Consider the following 20897-nt stretch of genomic DNA (forward strand, 5'->3'; position numbering starts at 1 on the left):
TCAGCCGCTGTAGACGATGACGACGATCGCCACCATCATCTCGAAAATCTCGTCCCCCGCAATTTCGGAGGCGCGAATCGCGCCGTGCATCGCAACCTGGGTGCCCAACGTCGCGATGTCGGACAGTTGAAGTGTCAGCATGGTAGGTTCCCCCATTGGTGTCGCGCCAAGGCTAGGCGGATGCGGCGCAAGGGCTGAGTTAATTCGACTTTATGATGCGGCCATGCCCGGCTTGCCGTGCGCCGCCGCGCCCGCTAGCGCGACGGGCATGACTGCGGCGCCGATCCCGTTCGACCCCCAACGTTTCTTCACTGCCCGTGTCGGGGGTCATGGCGATGCGCTGGGCATCCGCTATCGCGCGCATGGTCCCGACTGGTGCGAGCTGGCCTTGCCGTTCGATCCGAAGCTGATCGGCGATGTCGAGCGCGGGGTGCTGGCGTCGGGGCCGATCATCACCTTGCTCGACATGGCGACCAGCGTGGCGGTGTGGATGAAGCGCGGCGGGTTCCTGCCGCACGCGACGCTCGACCTGCGCGTCGATTATCTGCGGCCGGCGGTGGCGGGGCGCGAGGTGATCGGGCGCGGCGAATGCTATCGCGTGACCCGTTCGGTCGGGTTCGTGCGCGGGGTGGCGCATGACGGCGATCCCGACGATCCGGTCGCGCATGTTGCCGGCACCTTCATGTTCATGGAGGGCGCGGCATGAGCTTTGCGCTGCCACCCTATGCCGAATTGGTCGGCATCACGATCGAGCGCGGGGAGGGGCCGCCGATCCTCGACATGCCGTTCGGCAGCGGTGTGCTGGGGCGCCCGGGGTTCGTGCATGGCGGTGCGCTGTCCGGGCTGCTCGAAATGGCGGCGGTCGCGGCGCTGCGCCACGCGCTGGCGGCGGAGGAGTGTGCGGGTGCGCGGATCAAGCCGGTCAATGTCACGGTCGATTTCATGCGCGGCGGGCGCGAAAAGGTGACCCGCGCGCAGGGCAAGGTCAGCCGTCTCGGCAACCGCGTCGCGAATGTCGAGGCGTTTGCGTGGCAGGACGATCCCGAGCGGCCGGTCGCGGCGGCGCGGATGAACTTTCTGATCGGTTAGTTCGGGACGAGCCGTAGCAACCGGCCGCTGCTCGAGTCTTCCAGCACCCAGATCGCGCCGTCAGGCCCCTGTTCGACCTCACGGATGCGCGCGCCGAGCGCGATGCGCTGCTGCTCGACCGCGCTGGTCGTGGTGAAGCGGACGCGGACCAGGCCCTGGCTGACCAGGCCGGCAATGATCGCATCGCCACGCCACGCTGCGAACAGATTGCCCGAATAGAGAATCATTCCGCCCGGCGCGATCACCGGGGTCCAGGACAGGAGCGGCGCGACATAGCCGTCGCCGGGGGCATGATCGGGGATATTGCCGCCGCCATAGTCCTGGCCGTTGGAGACGTTGGGCCAGCCATAATTGCCGCCGCGCGTGACCAGGTTGAACTCGTCGCCGCCCTCCGGCCCCATCTCATGCTCCCACAAGCGCCCGGCGGAATCGAAGGCGAGGCCATAGGGGTTGCGGTGGCCGAGCGACCAGATCTCGGTGCGTGCCCCGGCTGTGCTGACAAAGGGGTTGTCGGCCGGGATGCTGCCATCGGCGTTGATGCGGACGATCTTGCCCAGCGTCTGGGTCATGTCCTGCGCGGGGCTGCCGCGCTGACGCTCGCCCGCGGTGACATAGAGCGTGCCGTCGGGGGCAAAGGCCATGCGCCCGCCGAAATGGCCGCTGCCCGCCACTTTGGGAGCCTGCCGCCAGATCGTGCTGACGCCGGTCAGGCGCGGTCCGCCCGCATCGTCGACCAGCGTACCGCGCGCGACCGCCAGCCCGGATCCGCCAGTGCCCGACTCGGAGAAGCTCAGATAAACAAGCGCGTTGCTCGCGAAGTTCGGATGCAGGGTAACGTCGAGGAGGCCGCCCTGCCCGCCCGCTGCAACGGTGGGGACGCCGCCAAGCGGCGCGGATTTGACCCCGGCCTGCGTCACGATGCGCAGCGTGCCGCCCTTTTCGGTCACCAGCGCCCGGCCATCGGGAAGGAACACCATCGCCCAGGGCGAGGCGAAGGTGGCGACCGCAGTCGTCTGCACCCCGGTGATCGGGGACGGGCTCGGGCCGGGTGAGGGCGAAGGGGAGGAGGAGGGGGAGCCGGTTGGCGTGGGCGAGGGTGTCGACACGCCCCCGCCGCTATTGTTGCCGCTCGTCCCGCATGCGGCAAGCGCAAGCAGCGCAGCGCCAAACGCGAACCGGCTCCCCTTCATCATGTCGCCTTTCTCATTTGGCCGGCGTCAGCTTGAGCAGCCGCCCTTCGGAGCCGCGCCCGCCATCCTCAAGCAGCCAGATCGCGCCGTCGGGACCCTCCTCCACCTCCCGGATGCGCGCTCCCATGGGCCACTGGTCGCCCTTGGCCGCGTTGGTGCCGGTGACATCGACGCGCACCAGCGCCTGGCTCGACAAGCCGCCGATGAACAGGTCGCCCTTCCACTGCGGGAACATCTTCCCCGAATAGACAATCAGGCCGCCGGGCGAGATTGCCGGGTTCCACGACACCTTGGGCGCTTCGAATTCGGGGCGGGTCTTGTGGTCGGGGATGTCGCGCCCGTCATAATGATCGCCGTCCGACACGATCGGATAGCCATAATTGCGTCCGGGCAGGACTAGATTGACCTCGTCACCGCCCTTCGGTCCCATTTCCTGCTCCCACAGATTGCCCGCCTTGTCGAAGGCGATGCCGAGCAGGTTGCGATGGCCATAGGACCAGACGGCGGGATGGAACCCCTTGGCGGTCAGGCCGGGATCGCCGGCGGGTTTGCCGTCGAGGGTAAGGCGCAGCATCTTGCCCAGCGTGGACTTGGGATCCTGTGCCGGGTCGAATTTCTGGCGCTCCCCATTGGCGAAGAACAAATGCTTGCCATCGGGGGCGAAGGCGATGCGACCCGAATAATGGCCGTTGCCCTCGACATAGGGGCTGGCCTGAAACAACCGCTCGACGTTGGTGAGCGTGGGGCTGGTGCCATCGGTCAGCACCGCGCGCGCCAGAACGACGCCCTTGCCGCCCTGTCCTGCTTCGGAGAAGCTGAAATAGACGCGTTTGCTTTTGGCATAATCCGGGGCGAGCACGATCTCCTTGAGCGCGCCCTGTCCGGCGCTGTCGACCGCGGGCACGCCCGCCACTTCGGTCTTGCTCTTGCCGTCCGCGCTGACCAGGATCAGCTTGCCGGCCTTTTCGGTCACCAGCATCCGTCCGTCGGGCAGGAAGGTCATCGACCAGGGGGCGTCGAAATCGGCCACCGGCGTGACCGTGAAGGGCAGTGCACCGGATGCGGCGGCGCTTTCCTGACTGTTGCCGGGTTGCGCGGTGGTGCAGGCGATCAGGACGAACGGCACGGCGGCGATCGGTAACAGGCGCATCAAATCCTCCCAGAAGCAATGTGCGCAACGCGCAACGTCCGTGGATGTTGCACGTGAAACAGCGTGCGAAAAGGGGGCCCAAGGGGGCTGATTCGACAGCTTGCTGTTTGCGCGCCATGCGGCTATAGCGAAACCGTTCTCGACATTGGAAACCTTGGCGAGGTCGGACCCACCGGGTCCGGCGGCGACGGGGCGTATTCGGTGCATTTGGAGTGATTGGCTTGGCCGACCTGGCAGTTCTGACCGCAATTATCGAGCCCGAGGCACGTGCGCTCGGCTTCGATCTGGTGCGCGTCAAGCTGTTCGGCGGCGAGGGCGACCGCACGCTGCAGGTGATGGCCGAGCGGCCCGACACGCGCCAGCTCAACATCGACGATTGCGCCGATCTCTCGCGCCGAATCTCCGACCGGCTGGATGAGCTGGAAGAGGCCGGCCGCGACCCGATCCCCGAAGCCTATCGGTTGGAAGTCAGCTCGCCCGGGATCGACCGGCCGCTGACCCGGCTGAAGGATTTTGCCGACTGGCAGGGGCATGAGGCCCGCATCACGCTCGCCGAAAAGATCGACGGGCGCAAACAGTTCAAGGGTGACCTTGCCGGGGTTGAGGGCGATACGATCGCCATCACCGACGGCCATGGACTGACTCACAAGATCGCCTTCGCGACCATCGAGGATGCGAAACTCGTGATTACCGACCGGCTGATTGCCGCAACCAAACCGCTCTCGGTCGAGGGCGCGGATGAATTCGAAGCAGAGGAACAGGACTGATGGCCACCGCCATTTCCGCCAACAAGGCCGAGCTGATCGCAATCGCCAATTCGGTGGCGAGCGAGAAGATGATCGACAAGGCGATCGTCATCGAGGCGATGGAAGACGCGATCGAGCGCGCCGCCAAGAACCGCTATGGCGTCGAGAACGACATTCGCGCGAAGCTTGACCCGATGACTGGCGATCTGCGTCTGTGGCGCGTGGTCGAGGTGGTTGAGGCAGTCGATGACTATTTCAAGCAGGTCGACCTCAAGGGCGCGCAGAAGATCCAGAAGGATGCCAAGGTCGGCGACTTCATCGTCGATCCGCTGCCCCCGATCGAATTCGGCCGCATTCAGGCGCAGGCATCCAAGCAGATCATCTTCCAGAAGGTCCGCGATGCCGAGCGTGAGCGCCAGTATGAAGAATTCAAGGACCGCCAGGGTGAGATCATCACCGGCGTCGTCAAGCGCGTCGAGTTCGGCCATGTCGTCGTCGATCTGGGTCGCGCCGAGGGCGTGATCCGCCGCGACGCGCAGATCCCGCGCGAAGTGGTCCGCGTCGGCGACCGCGTCCGCAGCCTGATCCTGAAGGTCGTGCGCGAAACGCGCGGGCCGCAGATCTTCCTCTCCCGCGCGCATCCTGACTTCATGAAGAAGCTGTTCGCGCAGGAGGTCCCCGAAATCTATGACGGGATCATCGAGATCAAGGCCGCCGCCCGCGACCCGGGTTCGCGCGCCAAGATCGGCGTCATCAGCCACGACAGCAGCATCGACCCGGTCGGCGCGTGCGTCGGCATGAAGGGCAGCCGCGTGCAGGCCGTCGTGCAGGAAATGCAGGGCGAAAAGATCGACATCATCCCCTGGTCGCCCGACACCGCGACGTTCGTCGTCAACGCGCTGCAGCCGGCCAATGTCGCGCGCGTCGTGATCGACGAAGAGGATGATCGCATTGAAGTGGTCGTCCCCGACGATCAGCTGAGCCTCGCCATCGGCCGTCGCGGCCAGAATGTCCGCCTCGCCAGCCAGCTGACCGGCAAGGCGATCGACATCCTGACCGAGACCGATTCGAGCGAGAAGCGCCAGCAGGAATTCGTCGCCAATAGCGAGATGTTCCAGAACGAGCTCGACGTCGACGAAACGCTTGCGCAGTTGCTGGTGGCCGAAGGCTTCAGCCAGCTCGAGGAAGTCGCCTATGTCGAGATCGACGAGCTGGCGAGCATCGAAGGGTTCGACGACGATCTGGCGAGCGAGCTGCAGAGCCGCGCCGCCGAGGCGCTGGAGCGGCGCGAAGAGGCAAACCGCGAAGCTCGCCGTGCGCTGGGCGTCGAGGACGATCTGGCGACCATGCCGTATCTGACCGAAGCGATGCTGGTCACGCTGGGCAAGGCCGGTATCAAGACGCTCGACGATCTCGCCGATCTTGCCACCGACGAGCTGGTCGCCAAGAAGCGCGCCGAACCGCGTCGTCGCGGCGACGGTCCGGCAGCGCCGGTGCGCGAGCAGGACAAGGGCGGCGTGCTCGGCGAGTACGGCCTGACCGACGAGCAGGGTAACGAGATCATCATGGCCGCCCGCGCGCATTGGTTCGAAGACGAGCCGGTTGCGGCGGACGCAGAAGAGGCGGCTTCGGCCGGTGGGGAGGACGCTGTTGCGGACTCCGAACAATGAGCGCCCGGTTGAACTGACGGACGGTCAGCGTGCGGATGGGGGTCCCATCCGCACCTGTATCCTCTCGCGCGAGGGTCAGCCTCGCGACGGGCTGATCCGGCTTGCCGTGTCGCCCGATGGCGATGTGCTGCCCGACGTCCGTGCCAAGGCGCCGGGGCGCGGAGCGTGGATCGGCGTCGATCGCGCGACGCTGGACGCAAGCGGCAAACAGCTGCGCGGCGCGCTGTCGCGGGCGTTCAAGACGAGCGACCTCAATATTCCCGACGACCTGGGCGCGCGCATCGTGGCACAACTCGAGCGCGCGTTCCTTGACCGGCTCGGGCTGGAAGCCAAGGCCGGTTACGTGGTGATCGGTGGCGAGCGGATCGAAAAGGCCGGCCGGATGGGCAAGCTGCACCTGTTGCTGCATGCCGCCGATGCCGGGACGGACGGCTCGCGCAAACTCGATCAGGCGCTGCGTGTCGGCACCGATCGTGAGGGGTCCGGGGATACGGGGTTCACATTGCCGTTCCCACGCACCATATTGTCCTTGGCGCTTGGCCGCGAAAATGTGGTACATGCAGGCCTGACCGACCCGCGAGCGGCGGGGCGGGTGCGCGAAGCACTCGACCGACTGCTCCATTTTATCGGACCCGACACGGCTCCCTAGCCTTGCGAAACCCGCTCGCAAGGCGCATCGGGCCTTGCGGCGATCCGACGAACGACGAAGAACGACAGGATTAGAGACTTGAGCGATACCGAAAACGAAAAGCCGAAGCTCGGAATGCGCCAGCCGCTGGGGCTGAAGCGCACGGTCGAGACCGGCAAGGTGAAGCAAAGCTTCAGCCACGGACGCTCGAACACCGTCGTGGTCGAAGTGAAGCGCCGCCGCATGCTCGGCCCGCAGAGCGGGACCGCGACCGAAGAGGCTGCACCGCCGCCCGCACCCGTCGCCGCGCCGCCTCCGCCGCCGGCCCCTGCGCCGCGCCCCGCCGCCCCGGCAGGCGAAACCGCGCAGGAGCGCCAGGCCCGCCTGCTGCGCGAAGCCGACGAACAGCGCATGCAGGCGCTCGAGGAGGCGCGTCGTCGCGAGGAGCGTGAGCGCGCCGAGGCTGCGGAAGCGGAGCAGCGCCGCATAGAGGAAAAGGCGCGCGCCGAGGCCGAAGCCGCCGCCGCGCCGAAGGTCGAGGCAAAGCCGGAACCGGTCGTCGAGGCCAAGCCGGAGCCTGCTGCGCCCGCACCTGCGCCGGCTCCCGCGCCTGCCGCCCCCGAGCCGATCGCACTTCAGCTCGACCCGACCCGTCCGGCCCCGCGTCGCTTCACCCCGGTGCAGCGTCCCGAAATCCCGCGGCCCGCGCCGGCCAAGCCCGAACCGGCTGCACCCGCGGCCGCCGCTGCCGCTCCGGCGAACACCGGCGGTGGTGCTGCAGCACCGCGCTCGGCCAATCTCGGCCCGAACCGCGCCCCGGCGCGCGCCCCCGAGCCGCAGCGTCCGCAGCAGCGCGATCGCAAGGGCGACGAGCGTCGCGGCGGCAAGCTGACCGTCAACCGTGCACTGGGTGGCGACGATGGTGCGCGTGCGCGCAGCCTCGCCGCGCTGAAGCGTGCGCGCGACAAGGAACGCCGCCACACCGGTCCGCGCGAGCCGCAGGCCAAGCAGATCCGCGACGTTAAGGTCCCGGAGACGATCACCGTTGCCGAACTCGCCAACCGCATGGCGGAAAAGGGCGCGGATCTGGTGAAGGCGTTGTTCAAGATGGGCATGCCCGTCACGCTGACCCAGACCATCGACCAGGATACGGCCGAATTGCTGGTGACCGAATTCGGCCACAACATCGTCCGTGTCAGCGACAGCGATATCGATCTGGTGCTCGACACCGACGCCGATGCCGAGGATGCGCTCAAGCCGCGTCCGCCGGTGGTGACGATCATGGGCCATGTCGATCACGGCAAGACCAGCCTGCTCGACGCGCTGCGCGGCACCGATGTGGTGCGCGGCGAAGCGGGCGGCATCACCCAGCATATCGGCGCCTATCAGGTGACGCTCAAGGACAAGTCCAAGGTCACCTTCCTCGACACGCCGGGCCACGAGGCATTTTCGGAGATGCGCGCGCGTGGTGCGAACGTCACCGACATCGTCGTGCTGGTGGTCGCCGCCGATGACGGGCTGATGCCGCAGACGATCGAGGCGATCAATCACACCAAGGCGGCGGGCGTCCCTATGATCGTCGCGATCAACAAGATCGACAAGCCGGAAGCCAATGCCCAGCGCGTGCGCGAGCGCCTGCTGGAGCATGACATCCAGGTCGAGGCGATGGGCGGCGACACGCAGGACGTCGAAGTATCGGCCAAGGAGAAGACCGGACTCGATGAGCTGATCGAGAAGATCCAGCTTCAGGCCGAACTGATGGAGCTGCGCGCCAATCCCGACCGCGCGGCCGAGGGCAATGTGGTCGAGGCGAAGCTCGACAAGGGTCGTGGCCCGGTGGCGACGATCCTGGTGACGCGCGGCACGCTCAAGGTCGGCGACGTGTTCGTCGTCGGTGCGGAGAGCGGCAAGGTCCGTGCGCTGATCGACGACAAGGGGCGCCAGATGAAGGAAGCCGGTCCGTCGATGCCGGTCGAGATTCTCGGCCTGTCGGGCGTTCCGATGGCCGGCGACCTGCTGCAGGTCGTCGAGAATGAAGCGCGCGCCCGTGAGGTCGCGGCCTATCGCGCCAGCGTGATCCAGCAGAAGCGCACCACCAACACCCCGGCCAGCCTCGAGAGCATGTTCAGCGCGCTCAAGGAAAAGCAGGCGATGGAATATCCGCTGGTCGTCAAGGCGGATACCCAGGGCACGGTCGAGGCGATCGTTGCGGCGATCAACAAGATCAGCACCGACGACATCAAGGCGCGCGTGCTGCATGCCGGCGTCGGCGGCATTACCGAGAGCGACGTGAACGCGGCTGCGGCCTCGGGCGCGCCGATCATCGGCTTCAACGTCCGCCCCAACGCCAAGGCGCGCGAGATCGCCGATCGCCATAAGGTCGCGTTCAAATATTACGACGTGATCTACGAACTCACCGACGAGATCCGCGCCGGCATGGCGGGGCAGCTTGGTCCGGAAGCGTTCGAAACCGTGGTTGGCCGCGCCGAAATCCGCGAAGTCTTCTCCGCGGGCAAGCATGGCAAGGCAGCGGGTCTGCTGGTCACCGACGGCGCGATCCGCAAGGCGCTCAAGGCCCGCATCACGCGCGACGATGTCATCATCTACCAGGGCGAGATCGCATCGCTGCGCCGTTTCAAGGACGATGTCGCCGAAGTGCGCGCGGGTCTGGAATGCGGTGTGACGTTCAGCCAGAACTTCACCGACATCAAGCCGGGCGACTATCTCGAAACCTTCGAGGTCGAACTGCGTGAGCGCACGCTCTAACTCATGTCTCCGCCCCGGCTTCGGTCGGGGCGGCGGATGCCGATCATGAAGCATAACGACACGCCCGAAACCCGTTCCGTCCGCCTGCTGCGCGTGGGGGAGCAGGTGCGCCATATCCTGTCCGACATCCTTGCGCGCGGGGAGGTGCATGACGATGTGCTCGCCAGCCATGTGGTGAGCGTGACCGAAGTGCGCATGTCCCCCGACCTGCGCCACGCCACCGTCTTCGTGAAACCGCTGCTCGGCAAGGACGAGGAGGCGGTCATCAAGGCGCTGCGCACCAACACTGCCTATCTCCAGCGCGAAGTCGCCGGGCGGATGAAGATGAAATATGCCGCGAAGCTAAAATTCCTCGCGGACGAGAGCTTCGACGAGGGCAGCCATATCGACCAGTTGCTGCGCGATCCCAAGGTGGCGCGGGATCTGGGTGACGAGGATTGATCTGACGGAGCAGCGGCCTTGCCTGCTGCCATGATCCATCCGGGTCGCGTGTCCACCCGCGGTCGCGTTACGCTTTCCAAGGCGTTGCGCGACAGGCTGGGCTTGCGGCCCGGCATGAAGTTAGTGTGGGACGGCTCTGACGGCCAAGACGTGGCCGGCATCGTCGTCAGGTGCGACGAGCCTGATCAGGCGCGTTGAACATCGCCAGGGGCGCTGGCTTCTGGTCGCCAAGACGGCTAGCTGGATCGCCTGATGGCCAAGCTCTATTTCTACTATGCCAGCATGAACGCGGGGAAATCGACCACGCTGCTGCAGGCCGATTTCAACTATCGCGAGCGCGGCATGCGCACCTTGCTGTTCACCGCCGCGATCGACGACCGCTCGGGCGCGGGGCGGATCGCGTCGCGGATCGGGCTGGACATGCCGGCGACGGGCTTTGCCGCCGACACCGATCTGCGCCTGCACGTCGAGCGCGAGATGGATCATGGTCCGGTACATTGCGTGCTGGTCGACGAGGCGCAGTTTCTGAGCGCGGCGCAGGTCGATCAGCTTGCCGCCGTCGCCGACGTGCTGGGGATCCCGGTGCTTGCCTACGGCCTGCGCACCGATTTTCGGGGGAATCTGTTCCCCGGGTCGGCGCGGCTGCTGGCACTGTCCGATGCGCTCATCGAGATCAAGTCGGTGTGCCGCTGCGGGCGCAAGGCGACGATGAACCTGCGCGTCGATGGCGAGGGCCGCGCGGTCGCCGATGGCGCGCAGACCGAGATTGGCGGGAACGACCGGTATGTCGCCCTGTGCCGCCGCCATTTTACCGAAGCGCTTGCGGCCGCCGATTGACCGTCCCGGTCCGTAACGGCAGCGCCGCACGAATCGGTAGAGTCCGCAACGGCCTTCCGCCACGGTGCGTGCCGGGGGGGAAGGATGGAGCCGATTGTCGAATCGCTGGCGGTGTGGGCGATCCCCGCGATTGCAGCGGTGCTGCTGCATGACGCCGCACAGCGGATTGTGGCGAGCTGGCTGCCGGCAGAGCCTGATGCGCCAGGGCCGGCAACGGTCCGCCTGCCGCGCTTCCTGCGCGCGGTCGATCCGGTCGGCACGATCATCGTTCCGATCGCGCTCGCGCTCTCCGGCGCCCCGGTTTTCGGCTGGCCGCGCTATCGCCCCTTCGCGGTGGGCGAGGACGCGCTGGCGCGGCGGCGGCGACTGGTCAGCGCGCTGGCCGGGCCGGTGGCAAGCTTTGCCGCGGCGTTGATCGGTGCGGTGGCGCTGGGTGCCATCGTTACCGCCGCCGGCGGTGCGATGCCCTCCAGGGGCATTGCCTGGCTGGTCACGTCTAACCTGTTCAACTTCATCCTCGCCAATGCCTGCATGACGAGCTTTCACCTGTTGCCGGTGCCGCCATTCGACATGGGGCGGGGGTTGAGCGCGCTGCTCCCGATCCCGCTGCGTCGGAAGTTGCGCCGGGCCGGGCGGCTGGTGGTGCTGGCGGTGATTGCAATGGTGGTAGCGGTCCCGCTGCTCGACCCGCATGCGCGCATCGGCGAATGGATCGCCGCGCCGATGATCAACGCGATCACACGTTTCGTGCTCGGCCTGGTGAATCTCACGGTCTAGCGCGCGATTGCCGAACCGCGTCGGTACGGAAATCGATTCAGTACAAGTTCAGCCTTCCGTTACGATCCTGGGCAAATCATCCGGTTTGAGGGGGCGTCGATGCGAAATCTGTCAGTCGTGATCGGGCTGTTGTCCATGACCGCGGTTGCCGCGCATGCAGCGTCGGATGGGGATGTGGCGCCGCGGGGCGCGGTGCACGTTCCATCGGTTCTGGAGGTCAGGGCCGAGCGCGGCGATGCCCAGACGCTGTTGGTCCGCGACTCGAGCGGCAGCTGGTATCGCGCGAGTTTCGAGCAAGGCTGTCGAGGCATCGGGTCAGCGCGGGTCGTGGACTTCGATCGCGTGGAGCGGCGCGGCTTTGGCGTCGGAAGCGACATTCGCGTGCACGGCGCGCGTCTCTCCAGTGCGTGCAGGGTCGACGGGCTCGCCGCAATTCCCGCACTCCCGCGCGATACTCGTCGGGTTTCGCTGGTGAGTGCCGATCGCGCGCCGTGGGGCTCGCAGGCGCTCGGAACGCTCAACCGCCCCGCAACGAACGGGCATATGACGAGCCCGGCCATGTCCCAACGGCCCCGAAATCGATAGCATCGCTTTCCCTGCGCGCTGCAGGCGGCTAGGCGCTGCCGCGTGCATGGCTGGATCATTCTCGACAAGCCGCTGGGGCTCGGCTCGACCCAGGGGGTGAGCGCGGTCAAGCGCGCGCTGCGCGACTGTGGCTATGGGCCCAAGCTGCGCGATCTGCCCAAGGTCGGGCATGGCGGCACGCTCGATCCGCTGGCGACCGGTGTGCTGCCGATCGCGGTGGGGGAGGCGACCAAGCTTGCCGGGCGGATGCTCGACAGCGACAAGATCTATGACTTCACGATCCGCTTCGGGGTCGAAACCGACACACTCGACCTTGAAGGGAAGGCGATCGCGGAATCGCAGGTGCGTCCGACGCGTGCGCAGATCGCTGCGATCCTGCCGCGCTTTACCGGGCCGATCGATCAGGTGCCGCCCGCCTATTCGGCGCTCAAGATCGATGGCGAACGCGCCTATCATCTGGCGCGCAAGGGCGAGGCGGTGGCGTTGGCCACCCGCGCGGTGACGATCCACGCGCTGACGCTGGGCGAAACCGATGGCGAATCGGCGACGCTGACGGCGCATGTGTCGAAGGGCACCTATATCCGCAGCCTGGCGCGCGACATCGCATCTGCGCTCGGCAGCGTCGGGCATGTCACCATGTTGCGGCGGATCAAGGCGGGGCCGTTCACCCTCGATTCGGCGATATCGCTGGACAAACTGGCGCAATCCGCTAAGGGCCGCACCCTTGAACACTGCCTCCTGCCATTGAGGGCGGGGCTGGACGACATCCCGGCTCTATTCCTCGAACCCGGTCAGGCAGGGGCGCTCCGTCAGGGGAAGGTGCTGACCGGAATTGCCGTGAATGATGGCCAACACTTTGCGCTGGACGGCGAAACGCCGGTCGCGCTGGTCGAGGTTTCGGACGGAAACGTCCGCGTCGTGCGCGGCTTCAACCTGTAGAATGATGTCGAAGGAAGACGAAATTCATGACGATCACGACCGAGCGCAAGGCTGAACTGACCAAGGAACATGGCCGCAACGAAGGCGACACGGGTAGCCCCGAAGTCCAGATTGCGATCCTGACCGAGCGCATCGTCAACCTGACCGAGCATTTCAAGGGCCATGCGAAGGACAACCATTCGCGTCGCGGCCTGCTGATGATGGTCAACAAGCGCCGCAGCCTCCTCGACTACCTTCGCAAGACGGACGGGGATCGCTACACCGCCCTCATCGCGAAGCTCGGGCTTCGCAAGTAACCGGAAAGGCGGCCTTCGGGTCGCCTTTTTCCATTTCGGGCAAGTGCCCGAATCCTGGGTCGCAGGCAATTCGGCCGATGACCCGTAGCCAGGGGTGACGTCACCCCGCACCGCGCAAGCCGGACAGCTTGCACATAGGCCCCGGGCGCATTGGGCGTCCGGTCCAAAGGAAAACACATGTTCGACAAGAAGACCGTATCGATCGAGTGGGGCGGACAAACCCTGACACTCGAAACGGGCAAGGTTGCCCGTCAGGCCGATGGCGCCATCATGGCCAGCCTCGGCGAAACCGTCGTGCTCTGCGCCGTCACGGCCGCAAAGAGCGTCAAGGACGGGCAGGATTTCTTCCCGCTCACCGTCCATTATCAGGAAAAATATTCGGCCGCGGGCCGCATCCCCGGCGGCTTCTTCAAGCGTGAGCGTGGCGCGACCGAAAAGGAAACTCTGGTCAGCCGTCTGATCGACCGTCCGATCCGCCCGCTGTTCCCCGAAGGTTTCTACAACGAGATCAACGCCATCGCTCAGGTGCTGAGCTATGACGGCGAGAACGAGCCGGACATTCTGGCGATGGTCGCCGCCTCGGCCGCGCTCACCATTTCGGGCGTTCCGTTCATGGGTCCGATCGGCGCCGCGCGCGTCGGTTACCTGAACGGCGAGTATATCCTGAACCCGACCGACGAGCAGGTTGCCGAAGGCGATCTGGACCTGGTCGTCGCGGCGACGCGCGACGCGGTGATGATGGTCGAATCCGAAGCCAACGAGCTGTCGGAAGAGGTCATGCTGGGCGCCGTGCTGTTCGCGCACGACGCGTGCCGCGAAGTGATCGACGCGATCATCAAGCTGGCCGAGCAGGCCGCCAAGGAGCCGTGGGAAATGGCATCGTCGGATGACAATGCCAAGCTCAAGGACAAGCTCAAGAAGCTGATCGGCAAGGACATCGCCGCCGCCTACAAGCTGACCGACAAGTCGGCCCGTTCGAACGCGCTCAACGAGGCGCGCGCGAAGGCGAAGGCACAGTTCACCGAGGACGGCCTGTCGCCGCAGGACGTGATGGCCGGCATCAAGCTGACCAAGAAGCTGGAAGCCGAGATCGTCCGTGGCGACATCCTGAAGACCGGCAAGCGCATCGACGGTCGCACGACCACGCAGATCCGCCCGATCCTCGCGGAAACGCACTTCCTGCCGCGTGCGCACGGCTCGGCGCTGTTCACGCGCGGCGAGACCCAGACCATCGCCACCTGCACCCTCGGCACCAAGGATGCCGAGCAGATGATCGATGGCCTGAACGGCCTCAGCTACCAGCATTTCATGCTGCACTATAATTTCCCGCCCTATTCGGTCGGTGAAGTCGGCCGCTTCGGCGCGCCGGGCCGTCGCGAAGTCGGCCATGGCAAGCTGGCATGGCGCGCGCTGCACCCGGTGCTGCCGACCAAGGACGAGTTCCCCTACACGATCCGCCTGACCAGCGACATCACCGAGTCGAACGGCTCGTCGTCGATGGCGTCGGTGTGCGGCGGGTCGCTGGCGATGATGGACGCGGGCGTGCCGATCAAGCGCCCGGTTTCGGGCATCGCCATGGGCCTGATCCTCGAGGGCAAGGATTACGCGATCCTGTCCGACATCCTGGGCGACGAGGATCACCTCGGCGACATGGACTTCAAGGTGGCGGGCACGTCCGAAGGCATCACCACGATGCAGATGGACATCAAGATCGCCGGCATCACGCGCGAGATCTTCGAAGCCGCGCTGGCGCAGGCCAAGGAAGGCCGCGCGCACATCCTGGGTGAGATGAACAAGGCGCTGGGCGAGACCCGCACCGAGCTTTCGGCGCACGCCCCGCGGATCGAGACGATGCAGATCGACAAGTCGAAGATCCGCGACGTCATCGGCACCGGCGGCAAGGTGATCCGCGAGATCGTCGCGACCACCGGCGCCAAGGTCGACATCGACGACGAGGGGATCATCAAGATCAGCTCGTCCGACGTCAGCCAGATCGAAGCCGCGATGAACTGGATCAAGGGCATCGTCGAAGAGGCCGAGGTCGGAAAGGTCTACACCGGCAAGGTCGTCAACCTGGTCGATTTCGGCGCGTTCGTGAACTTCATGGGCGGCAAGGACGGCCTCGTCCACGTCTCCGAAATCCGCAACGAGCGCGTCGAAAAGGTCAGCGACGTCCTGAGCGAAGGCCAGGAGGTCAAGGTCAAGGTCCTCGAGATCGACCAGCGCGGCAAGGTGCGCCTGTCGATGCGCGTCGTCGACCAGGAAACCGGCGCCGAGCTGGAAGACACCCGTCCCGCCCGCGAACCGCGTGAACGCGGCGAGCGTGGTGACCGCGAAGGCGGCCGTGGCGGCGACCGCCGTCGTGAAGGTGGCCGTGGTGGCGACCGCGATCGTGGCCCGCGCCGCGACCGTGGCGACCGCAACGATCGTCCGCGCGGCGAGCGTTCGGAGTCGAAGGACGAGGGTGGCGAGAATATCGGCCTCCCCGCCTTCCTGACCGGCGGCAGCGACGACTGATCGCTTCCCGATCGCAAACCAGAAGAGGGCTCCGGGAAACCGGGGCCCTTTTTCGTAGCGGGGGGCGTTTGCCCGATTCGGCAACAGGCGGTAGCGTGGCGCCATTGCCCTCCGACACAGGATATGCCCGTGACGCTTCGCCTTGCTCTTTCCGTTCTTCTTGCAGGCGTTGCCGCCCCTGCGCTCGTCGCCAACACTGCGCCGCAGGCTGAAGCCGGAGCCGCCGACACCCGCGCCGAAGATGCGCGGCTCAATGCATTTCTGGACGCCACGTTCGATGCCAGTGTCGCGCTGAGCCCCGAGAGCCAGACCGCGCTCGGCTTCAAGACCAATTACGACAAGCTCGACGATTACAGCGGCGGTGACGATGACAAGCGGATGGCGATGGCCGAAGCCACGCTGAAGCAGATGCGCGCGCAGTTCGATCCCGCAAAGCTCGGGGCGCAGGCGCGGTTGAGCTATCGCCTGTTCGAAACCCAGGTCGAGCGGTCGCGCGCGGCGTACAAGTATCGCGATTACGGCTTTCCGGTATCGACCAATGGCAGCCCGGCCGGACAAATCCCGGTGTTCCTGATCAACAACCATCGCATCGACAGCGTCGCCGATGCGCGCGCCTATATCGCCCGCATTACCGAGGTCGAGCGGGTGATGCGCGAAGTCGCTGCGACGATGCGCGATCAGGCCGACAAGGACATCGTGCCGCCGAAGATGGTGTTCAAGCCGGCGCGCGAGGATGCACGCGCGGTGATCGCCGGCGCGCCGTTCGGCCCGGGTGCGGACAGCACGTTGCTCGCCGATTTCCGCAAGAAGGTCGGTGCGCTCAAGATCGCCGATGCCGAAAAGGCGGCGCTGGTCGGCGATGCGGAGAAAGCGCTGAACGGCCCTTTCAAGCGCGGCTTCGACACGCTGTTCGCGGTGCTCGATGACATCGAACCCAAGGCGAAGGGCAATGACGGCGCGTGGAGCCTGCCCAATGGCGCGGCTTTCTATGCCAACCGGCTGGCGCAGAACACGACGACGAACCTGACCGCCGACCAGATCCATCAGATCGGCCTCGATCAGGTCGCCGCGATCCGCACGGAGATGGAGGCGGTCAAGACGCGGGTCGGCTATACCGGCACGCTCGAGAGCTTCTTCGATGCGATCCGCACCGACCCCAAGTTCAAATATCCCAATACCGATGCCGGTCGCGAAACCTATCTGACCGAAGCGCGCGCGGTGATCGCGAAGATGATGGATGCCGCCCCGCGCTGGTTCCACCGCCTGCCCAAGGCGAAGCTGGAGGTCCGCGCGGTCGAGAAATGGCGCGAGGGGACCGCATCGGTCGCCTTCTACAACCGCCCCGCGCCCGACGGGTCGCGGCCGGGCATCTATTACGTCAACCTTGCCAATATGGATCAGGTGCAGAAGATCCAGCTTGAGGGAATCGCGGTGCACGAAGGCGCGCCCGGCCATCATTTCCAGATCGCGCGCGCGATGGAGCTGGAAGGGTTGCCCAGGTTCCGGCGGTTCGGCGGGTACAGCGTCTATAGCGAGGGCTGGGGCCTTTATACCGAGCGGCTGGCGAAGGAGATGGGCGCGTACAGCGATCCCTATTCGGAATTCGGCATGCTTTCGCTCCAGATGTGGCGCGCGATCCGGCTGGTGACCGATACCGGGCTCCATGCGAAGAAGTGGAGCCGCGAGCAGGCGATCGACTATTTCAAGGCAAATTCGTCGATCTCGGCGGCGGATATCGAGCGTGAGGTCAATCGCTACATCAACAATCCGGGGCAGGCGACGAGCTACATGATCGGCCAGCTCAAGATCGCGGAGCTGCGCAAGAAGGCGGAGACGTCACTGGGTGCGCGGTTCGACATTCGCGATTTCCATGAGGTCGTGCTGGCCAATGGCGCGGTGCCGCTGAACGTGCTGGAGGAAGAGGTCGACCGCTATATCGCGAGCAAACGGGGATGAGGCGCGCGGCGGCGCTGCTTGGTTCCGTGCTGCTTGCCGGATGCGCAACCACCGGTCCGGCCGAGGTGCGGGTCGCGTTCGATGCCAAGGGGGTGACGGCGGCGCGTGCCAGCGGGCTGGCGGATCGCGGCACCGGGCGGCGCGTCACTGCGGACGACCCGGTCCGGATCGCGAGCATCTCCAAGCTGGTGGTCGCGCTGGGCGTCATGCGGATGGTCGAGGCGGGGCAACTCGACCTCGACCGTGACGTGTCGGAGATATTGGGCTGGCAGGTGCGCAACCCGGCCTTTCCCGATGCGCCCGTGACGCTGCGCCAGCTGTTGTCGCACCAGTCGGGATTGATCGATCCCGATGAATATCGCGTGCCGCTCGGCGAACGGCTCGCCGATGTGATCGCGCGGCCCGAGCTATGGGACGCGCAGAACCGGCCGGGCAGCCATTTCCGCTACGCCAATGTCGCCTTTCCGGTGATCGCGAGCGTGATGGAAAAGGCCGGCGGCGAGCGGTTCGACCGGCTGATTCGGCGCCATGTGCTCGCACCATTGAAGCTCGACGCCTGCTTTAACTGGTCGACCTGTTCGGACATCAAGGTCGCGCGGCATGTCGTGCTGTATCGCGCGAGCGGGGAGGTGGCGCTGGACGACCTCAACGGCAAGCGGCCCGATTGCCCGGTGATTGCTAAGGATGGCTGTGACCTTGCCGGCTATCGGCTGGGAGAAAATGGCGCGCTGTTTTCGCCGCAGGGCGGGCTGCGCGCATCGATGCGCGATCTGGCGGTGATCGGCGCGATGCTGATCCGCAATGACGGGAGCTTCCTGAAGCAACAGTCAATCGCAGAGCTGGAGCGTGTAGCGTGGCGCTTCGATGGCGCAAACGGCGACACGAGCGGCGGCTTCTACTGCCAATATGGGCTGGCGGTGACGACGCTGCCGACGCGGCGGGACGGGTGCGACGACGATCTGTTCGGTGATGACCGCACGCGCATCGGCCATGCGGGCGAGGCTTATGGCCTGCGCTCGGGCCTGTGGATCGACCGTGCGGCGGGGAAGGGAGTCGCCTTCTTCGCCACCGCCACCCCGCCGGCGAGCAAGGGGCGATCGGCGTTCAGCGTCGAGGAAGAAAGGCTGGCAAAGGGCAGGTAAGTGGGGAGCTTCTGTTGCCCGGTGCTCCCCGTACCGCTGGAATCCGCTTCTGTTGCCCGGTGCGGTCCAACCGCGCATTTTAGTCTAACCTTAGTCCGTTAGGACTTGGGGTTAGGCCGCAATAGCGAGTGCTTCGTTATCGTTGGCACTTGTGAGTATGGGCCGTCGCGGTGGTCCCATTCCGAACGAAAACAGCGCTTTTCAACACACGTCGATCCTGGTTCGGCCCCGTCAGAAACGGTGTCCAGAAACACCACCTTATGGTGGAGCCGCCGGGTACTGCCCCCGGGTCCGCTGCGTCTATTGCACGCTACAATTTATCGTCATAGCCGGGCGAACCCGGCCTGACCGATATAGGAAGCCGCAATCCGATTGAAAAGAGCGGGTTTCGGTGCCGAAATCTAACAAGAACGATGGGATTTGGCCTTCCCATCGCCATAAACCGCGCGCAAAGAACGTGCCATGCTTACTCAGCGCTCTCGTTATGCCCTGCGCGCCATGTTGTTTCTGGCCAAGCAGCCCCGGGACGGGGCGCCGACGCCGATGACGCGGATCGCCGCCGAGGCCAATGTGCCGCGCAAGTTCCTCGAACTGATCCTCGCCGATCTGCGCGAGGCGGGGTTCATCCTGTCGACGCGCGGCAAGATGGGCGGATATCGCCTGGCGCGCGCGAATCACCTGATCTCGCTGGGTGAGATCATCCGCGTGATCGAAGGGCCGCTGGCGCTGGTACCGTGCGTCAGCCGCACCGCGTACCGCCCCTGCCTCGACTGCAAGGACGAGGCGAGCTGCGCGATTCGCCACGCCATGGCACGCGTGCGCGACGAGACGGCGCGGATCCTCGACGGCACCAGCCTGGCGGACGCCACCGCCGAGGATCTCGCGGCGGCTTAGCCGGATGCGCCTGACGGCGCGCGGGCCGGTGCCGTCTCCACTCAGGCGGCTTCGTTGCGTTTTTTCAGCTCGTCGCGGATTTCGCGCAGCAGCACAACGTCCGCCGGATCCGCGGCTGGCTCTGCCGTGCCCTCGGCTTTTTCGCGCTCGGCGGCGGCAAGCACCTTGTTCACCGTCCGCACCAGCAGGAACACGATGAAGGCAAGGATCAGGAAGTTGATCACCACGGTGATGAACTGGCCAAAGCCGAACAACGGCACGCCCGCCGCCTTCAGCGCGGCATAGTTGGAGGGCGACCCGGTATAGGTCGCCGGAATCGGGCCGAGCCGGACGAAATAGCTCGAGAAATCGAACCCGCCAAAGACCCAGCCCACCACCGGCATGATGATGTCGTCGGTCAGCGATTTGGTGATCGTCCCGAACGCCGCGCCAATGATGACCCCGACGGCAAGGTCAAGGACGTTGCCGCGCGCGATGAAGGTCCGGAATTCCTTGAGCATAAGCTCCCCCATATGATTGCCGGTTGACGCTACCGAACGCCCGGCGGCTTCGCAAATGTCCGGTTGCCATTGCGCGGGGGCCGGACGGTCCCTAGATTTGCGGTGTCGTATGGATGCGACACACTATGAGGGACTCATCGCGATGAAGCTTCGTCTGGTTGCCGCGCTGGTTGCAGCGGCCATGCTGTCCGCCTGCGGGCTCAACAGCGTTCCGACCGCCGAGGAAAATGCGAAGGCGAAATGGGCTGAGGTGCAGAATCAGTATCAGCGCCGCGCCGACCTGATCCCCAACCTTGTTTCCACCGTCCGCGCGGCGGGCGCGCAGGAAAAGGCGATCCTGACAGAGGTGACGCAGGCGCGCGCCGCCGCGACGCAGGTGCGCGTCAGCGACGCCGACCTGACCGATCCGGCCAAGCTCGCCGCCTACGACCGCGTTCAGGCGGGCGTGACCCTGTCGCTGCAGCGGCTGCAGGAGGCGTATCCCGAGCTCAAGAGCCAGGGCAATTACGCGACGCTGATGACCCAGCTGGAGGGGACGGAGAACCGCATCGGCATTGCCCGGCGCGACTATAACGAGGCGGTGCAGAGCTATAACACCACCATCCGCACCTTCCCCGACGCGATCGGCGCCAAGATCTTCTACGGCGCCAAGCCGATGGCTCCGTTCCAGGCCACCACCCCGGGCGCCGACACCGCGCCGAAGGTCGACTTCGGGAACGGCAACTGATCGCATATCGTTTCCTGCCGCTCCTGCTTCTGGCCGGTTGCGGGACG

21 protein-coding genes and 1 other RNA gene are annotated in these 20897 nt (G+C 65.9%); 17 read left to right on the forward strand and 5 right to left on the reverse strand.

Annotated features, from left to right (window positions below; genetic code table 11):
• Positions 1-141: a hypothetical protein gene (locus ACO05N_RS04755; protein WP_422056037.1), complete on the reverse strand. Its 141-nt coding sequence runs from the start codon at positions 139-141 to the stop codon at positions 1-3.
• 127 nt (positions 142-268) lie between these two features.
• On the opposite strand from ACO05N_RS04755, the gene ACO05N_RS04760 reads away from it, so the two are divergent.
• Together ACO05N_RS04760 and ACO05N_RS04765 are read left to right on the forward strand one after the other, a co-directional pair.
• On the forward strand, positions 269-706 hold the full coding sequence (locus ACO05N_RS04760) for a PaaI family thioesterase (RefSeq protein ID WP_422056038.1): 438 nt from the start codon (positions 269-271) through the stop codon (positions 704-706).
• Positions 703-1089 carry a PaaI family thioesterase gene (locus tag ACO05N_RS04765; protein WP_422056039.1) on the forward strand — a complete coding sequence of 129 codons (387 nt, stop codon included), beginning with the start codon at positions 703-705 and terminating at the stop codon, positions 1087-1089. The genes ACO05N_RS04760 and ACO05N_RS04765 overlap by 4 nt, the downstream gene beginning before the upstream one ends.
• On the opposite strand, the gene ACO05N_RS04770 is transcribed toward ACO05N_RS04765, so the two are convergent.
• Entirely contained in the window at positions 1086-2279 is a 1194-nt protein-coding gene (locus ACO05N_RS04770; protein WP_422056040.1) for a PQQ-dependent sugar dehydrogenase, read from the reverse strand. The two genes, ACO05N_RS04765 and ACO05N_RS04770, sit on opposite strands and share 4 nt — an antisense overlap.
• A 13-nt stretch (positions 2280-2292) precedes the next feature.
• Positions 2293-3429 (reverse strand): PQQ-dependent sugar dehydrogenase, encoded by a 1137-nt coding sequence (locus ACO05N_RS04775; RefSeq protein WP_422056041.1) that lies wholly within the window; start codon positions 3427-3429, stop codon positions 2293-2295.
• A 221-nt stretch (positions 3430-3650) separates the two neighbouring features.
• Here ACO05N_RS04775 and rimP point away from each other — a divergent pair, with 221 nt between their 5' ends.
• The 13 genes from rimP to ACO05N_RS04840 all read left to right on the forward strand — a co-directional run bounded on the left by rimP (position 3651) and on the right by ACO05N_RS04840 (position 18729).
• The gene (rimP, locus tag ACO05N_RS04780) at positions 3651-4196 is read left to right on the forward strand and encodes a ribosome maturation protein RimP (RefSeq protein WP_422056042.1); all 546 of its coding nucleotides are present in this window, start codon (positions 3651-3653) and stop codon (positions 4194-4196) included.
• A complete protein-coding gene (nusA, locus tag ACO05N_RS04785) occupies positions 4196-5845 on the forward strand; it encodes a transcription termination factor NusA (RefSeq protein ID WP_422056043.1) in 1650 nt (549 codons plus the stop codon). Before rimP ends, nusA begins: the two co-directional genes overlap by 1 nt.
• Entirely contained in the window at positions 5826-6494 is a 669-nt protein-coding gene (locus ACO05N_RS04790) for a DUF448 domain-containing protein (RefSeq protein WP_422056044.1), read from the forward strand. Before nusA ends, ACO05N_RS04790 begins: the two co-directional genes overlap by 20 nt.
• 78 nt (positions 6495-6572) lie before the next feature.
• A complete protein-coding gene (gene infB / locus ACO05N_RS04795; protein WP_422056045.1) occupies positions 6573-9239 on the forward strand; it encodes a translation initiation factor IF-2 in 2667 nt (888 codons plus the stop codon).
• A gap of 45 nt (positions 9240-9284) precedes the next feature.
• Positions 9285-9680 (forward strand): 30S ribosome-binding factor RbfA, encoded by a 396-nt coding sequence (rbfA, locus tag ACO05N_RS04800; protein ID WP_422056046.1) that lies wholly within the window; start codon positions 9285-9287, stop codon positions 9678-9680.
• 252 nt (positions 9681-9932) lie between these two features.
• Positions 9933-10517, forward strand: a complete 585-nt coding sequence (locus tag ACO05N_RS04805; RefSeq protein WP_422056047.1) for a thymidine kinase — start codon at positions 9933-9935, stop codon at positions 10515-10517.
• Between the two features lie 84 nt (positions 10518-10601).
• The gene (locus tag ACO05N_RS04810; protein ID WP_422056048.1) at positions 10602-11294 is read left to right on the forward strand and encodes a hypothetical protein; all 693 of its coding nucleotides are present in this window, start codon (positions 10602-10604) and stop codon (positions 11292-11294) included.
• 135 nt (positions 11295-11429) lie between these two features.
• Positions 11430-11879, forward strand: coding sequence for a hypothetical protein (locus ACO05N_RS04815; RefSeq protein WP_422056049.1), 450 nt, complete (start codon positions 11430-11432; stop codon positions 11877-11879).
• A 42-nt stretch (positions 11880-11921) separates the two neighbouring features.
• Positions 11922-12818: a tRNA pseudouridine(55) synthase TruB gene (gene truB / locus ACO05N_RS04820; protein WP_422056050.1), complete on the forward strand. Its 897-nt coding sequence runs from the start codon at positions 11922-11924 to the stop codon at positions 12816-12818.
• 26 nt (positions 12819-12844) lie between these two features.
• Positions 12845-13114 (forward strand): 30S ribosomal protein S15, encoded by a 270-nt coding sequence (gene rpsO / locus ACO05N_RS04825; RefSeq protein WP_066664838.1) that lies wholly within the window; start codon positions 12845-12847, stop codon positions 13112-13114.
• Between the two features lie 177 nt (positions 13115-13291).
• Positions 13292-15631, forward strand: coding sequence for a polyribonucleotide nucleotidyltransferase (pnp, locus tag ACO05N_RS04830; protein ID WP_422056051.1), 2340 nt, complete (start codon positions 13292-13294; stop codon positions 15629-15631).
• A 129-nt stretch (positions 15632-15760) separates the two neighbouring features.
• Positions 15761-17587, forward strand: coding sequence for a DUF885 domain-containing protein (locus ACO05N_RS04835; protein ID WP_422058705.1), 1827 nt, complete (start codon positions 15761-15763; stop codon positions 17585-17587).
• Positions 17584-18729, forward strand: coding sequence for a serine hydrolase domain-containing protein (locus tag ACO05N_RS04840; protein ID WP_422056052.1), 1146 nt, complete (start codon positions 17584-17586; stop codon positions 18727-18729). Before ACO05N_RS04835 ends, ACO05N_RS04840 begins: the two co-directional genes overlap by 4 nt.
• A 38-nt stretch (positions 18730-18767) precedes the next feature.
• On the opposite strand, the gene ssrA is transcribed toward ACO05N_RS04840, so the two are convergent.
• Positions 18768-19112: a transfer-messenger RNA gene (gene ssrA, locus ACO05N_RS04845) on the reverse strand.
• A 79-nt stretch (positions 19113-19191) separates the two neighbouring features.
• On the opposite strand from ssrA, the gene ACO05N_RS04850 reads away from it, so the two are divergent.
• Positions 19192-19623: an RrF2 family transcriptional regulator gene (locus ACO05N_RS04850; RefSeq protein WP_300496081.1), complete on the forward strand. Its 432-nt coding sequence runs from the start codon at positions 19192-19194 to the stop codon at positions 19621-19623.
• 41 nt (positions 19624-19664) lie between these two features.
• Here the strand turns inward: ACO05N_RS04850 and mscL are convergent, their stop codons facing one another.
• On the reverse strand, positions 19665-20123 hold the full coding sequence (gene mscL, locus ACO05N_RS04855) for a large conductance mechanosensitive channel protein MscL (RefSeq protein WP_422056053.1): 459 nt from the start codon (positions 20121-20123) through the stop codon (positions 19665-19667).
• Between the two features lie 142 nt (positions 20124-20265).
• On the opposite strand from mscL, the gene ACO05N_RS04860 reads away from it, so the two are divergent.
• Positions 20266-20850, forward strand: coding sequence for a LemA family protein (locus ACO05N_RS04860; protein WP_422056054.1), 585 nt, complete (start codon positions 20266-20268; stop codon positions 20848-20850).
• Positions 20851-20897 lie beyond the last annotated feature (47 nt).

It is taken from the genome of Sphingomonas sp. (assembly GCF_965227385.1).
In the GTDB taxonomy this organism is placed as follows: domain Bacteria; phylum Pseudomonadota; class Alphaproteobacteria; order Sphingomonadales; family Sphingomonadaceae; genus Sphingomonas.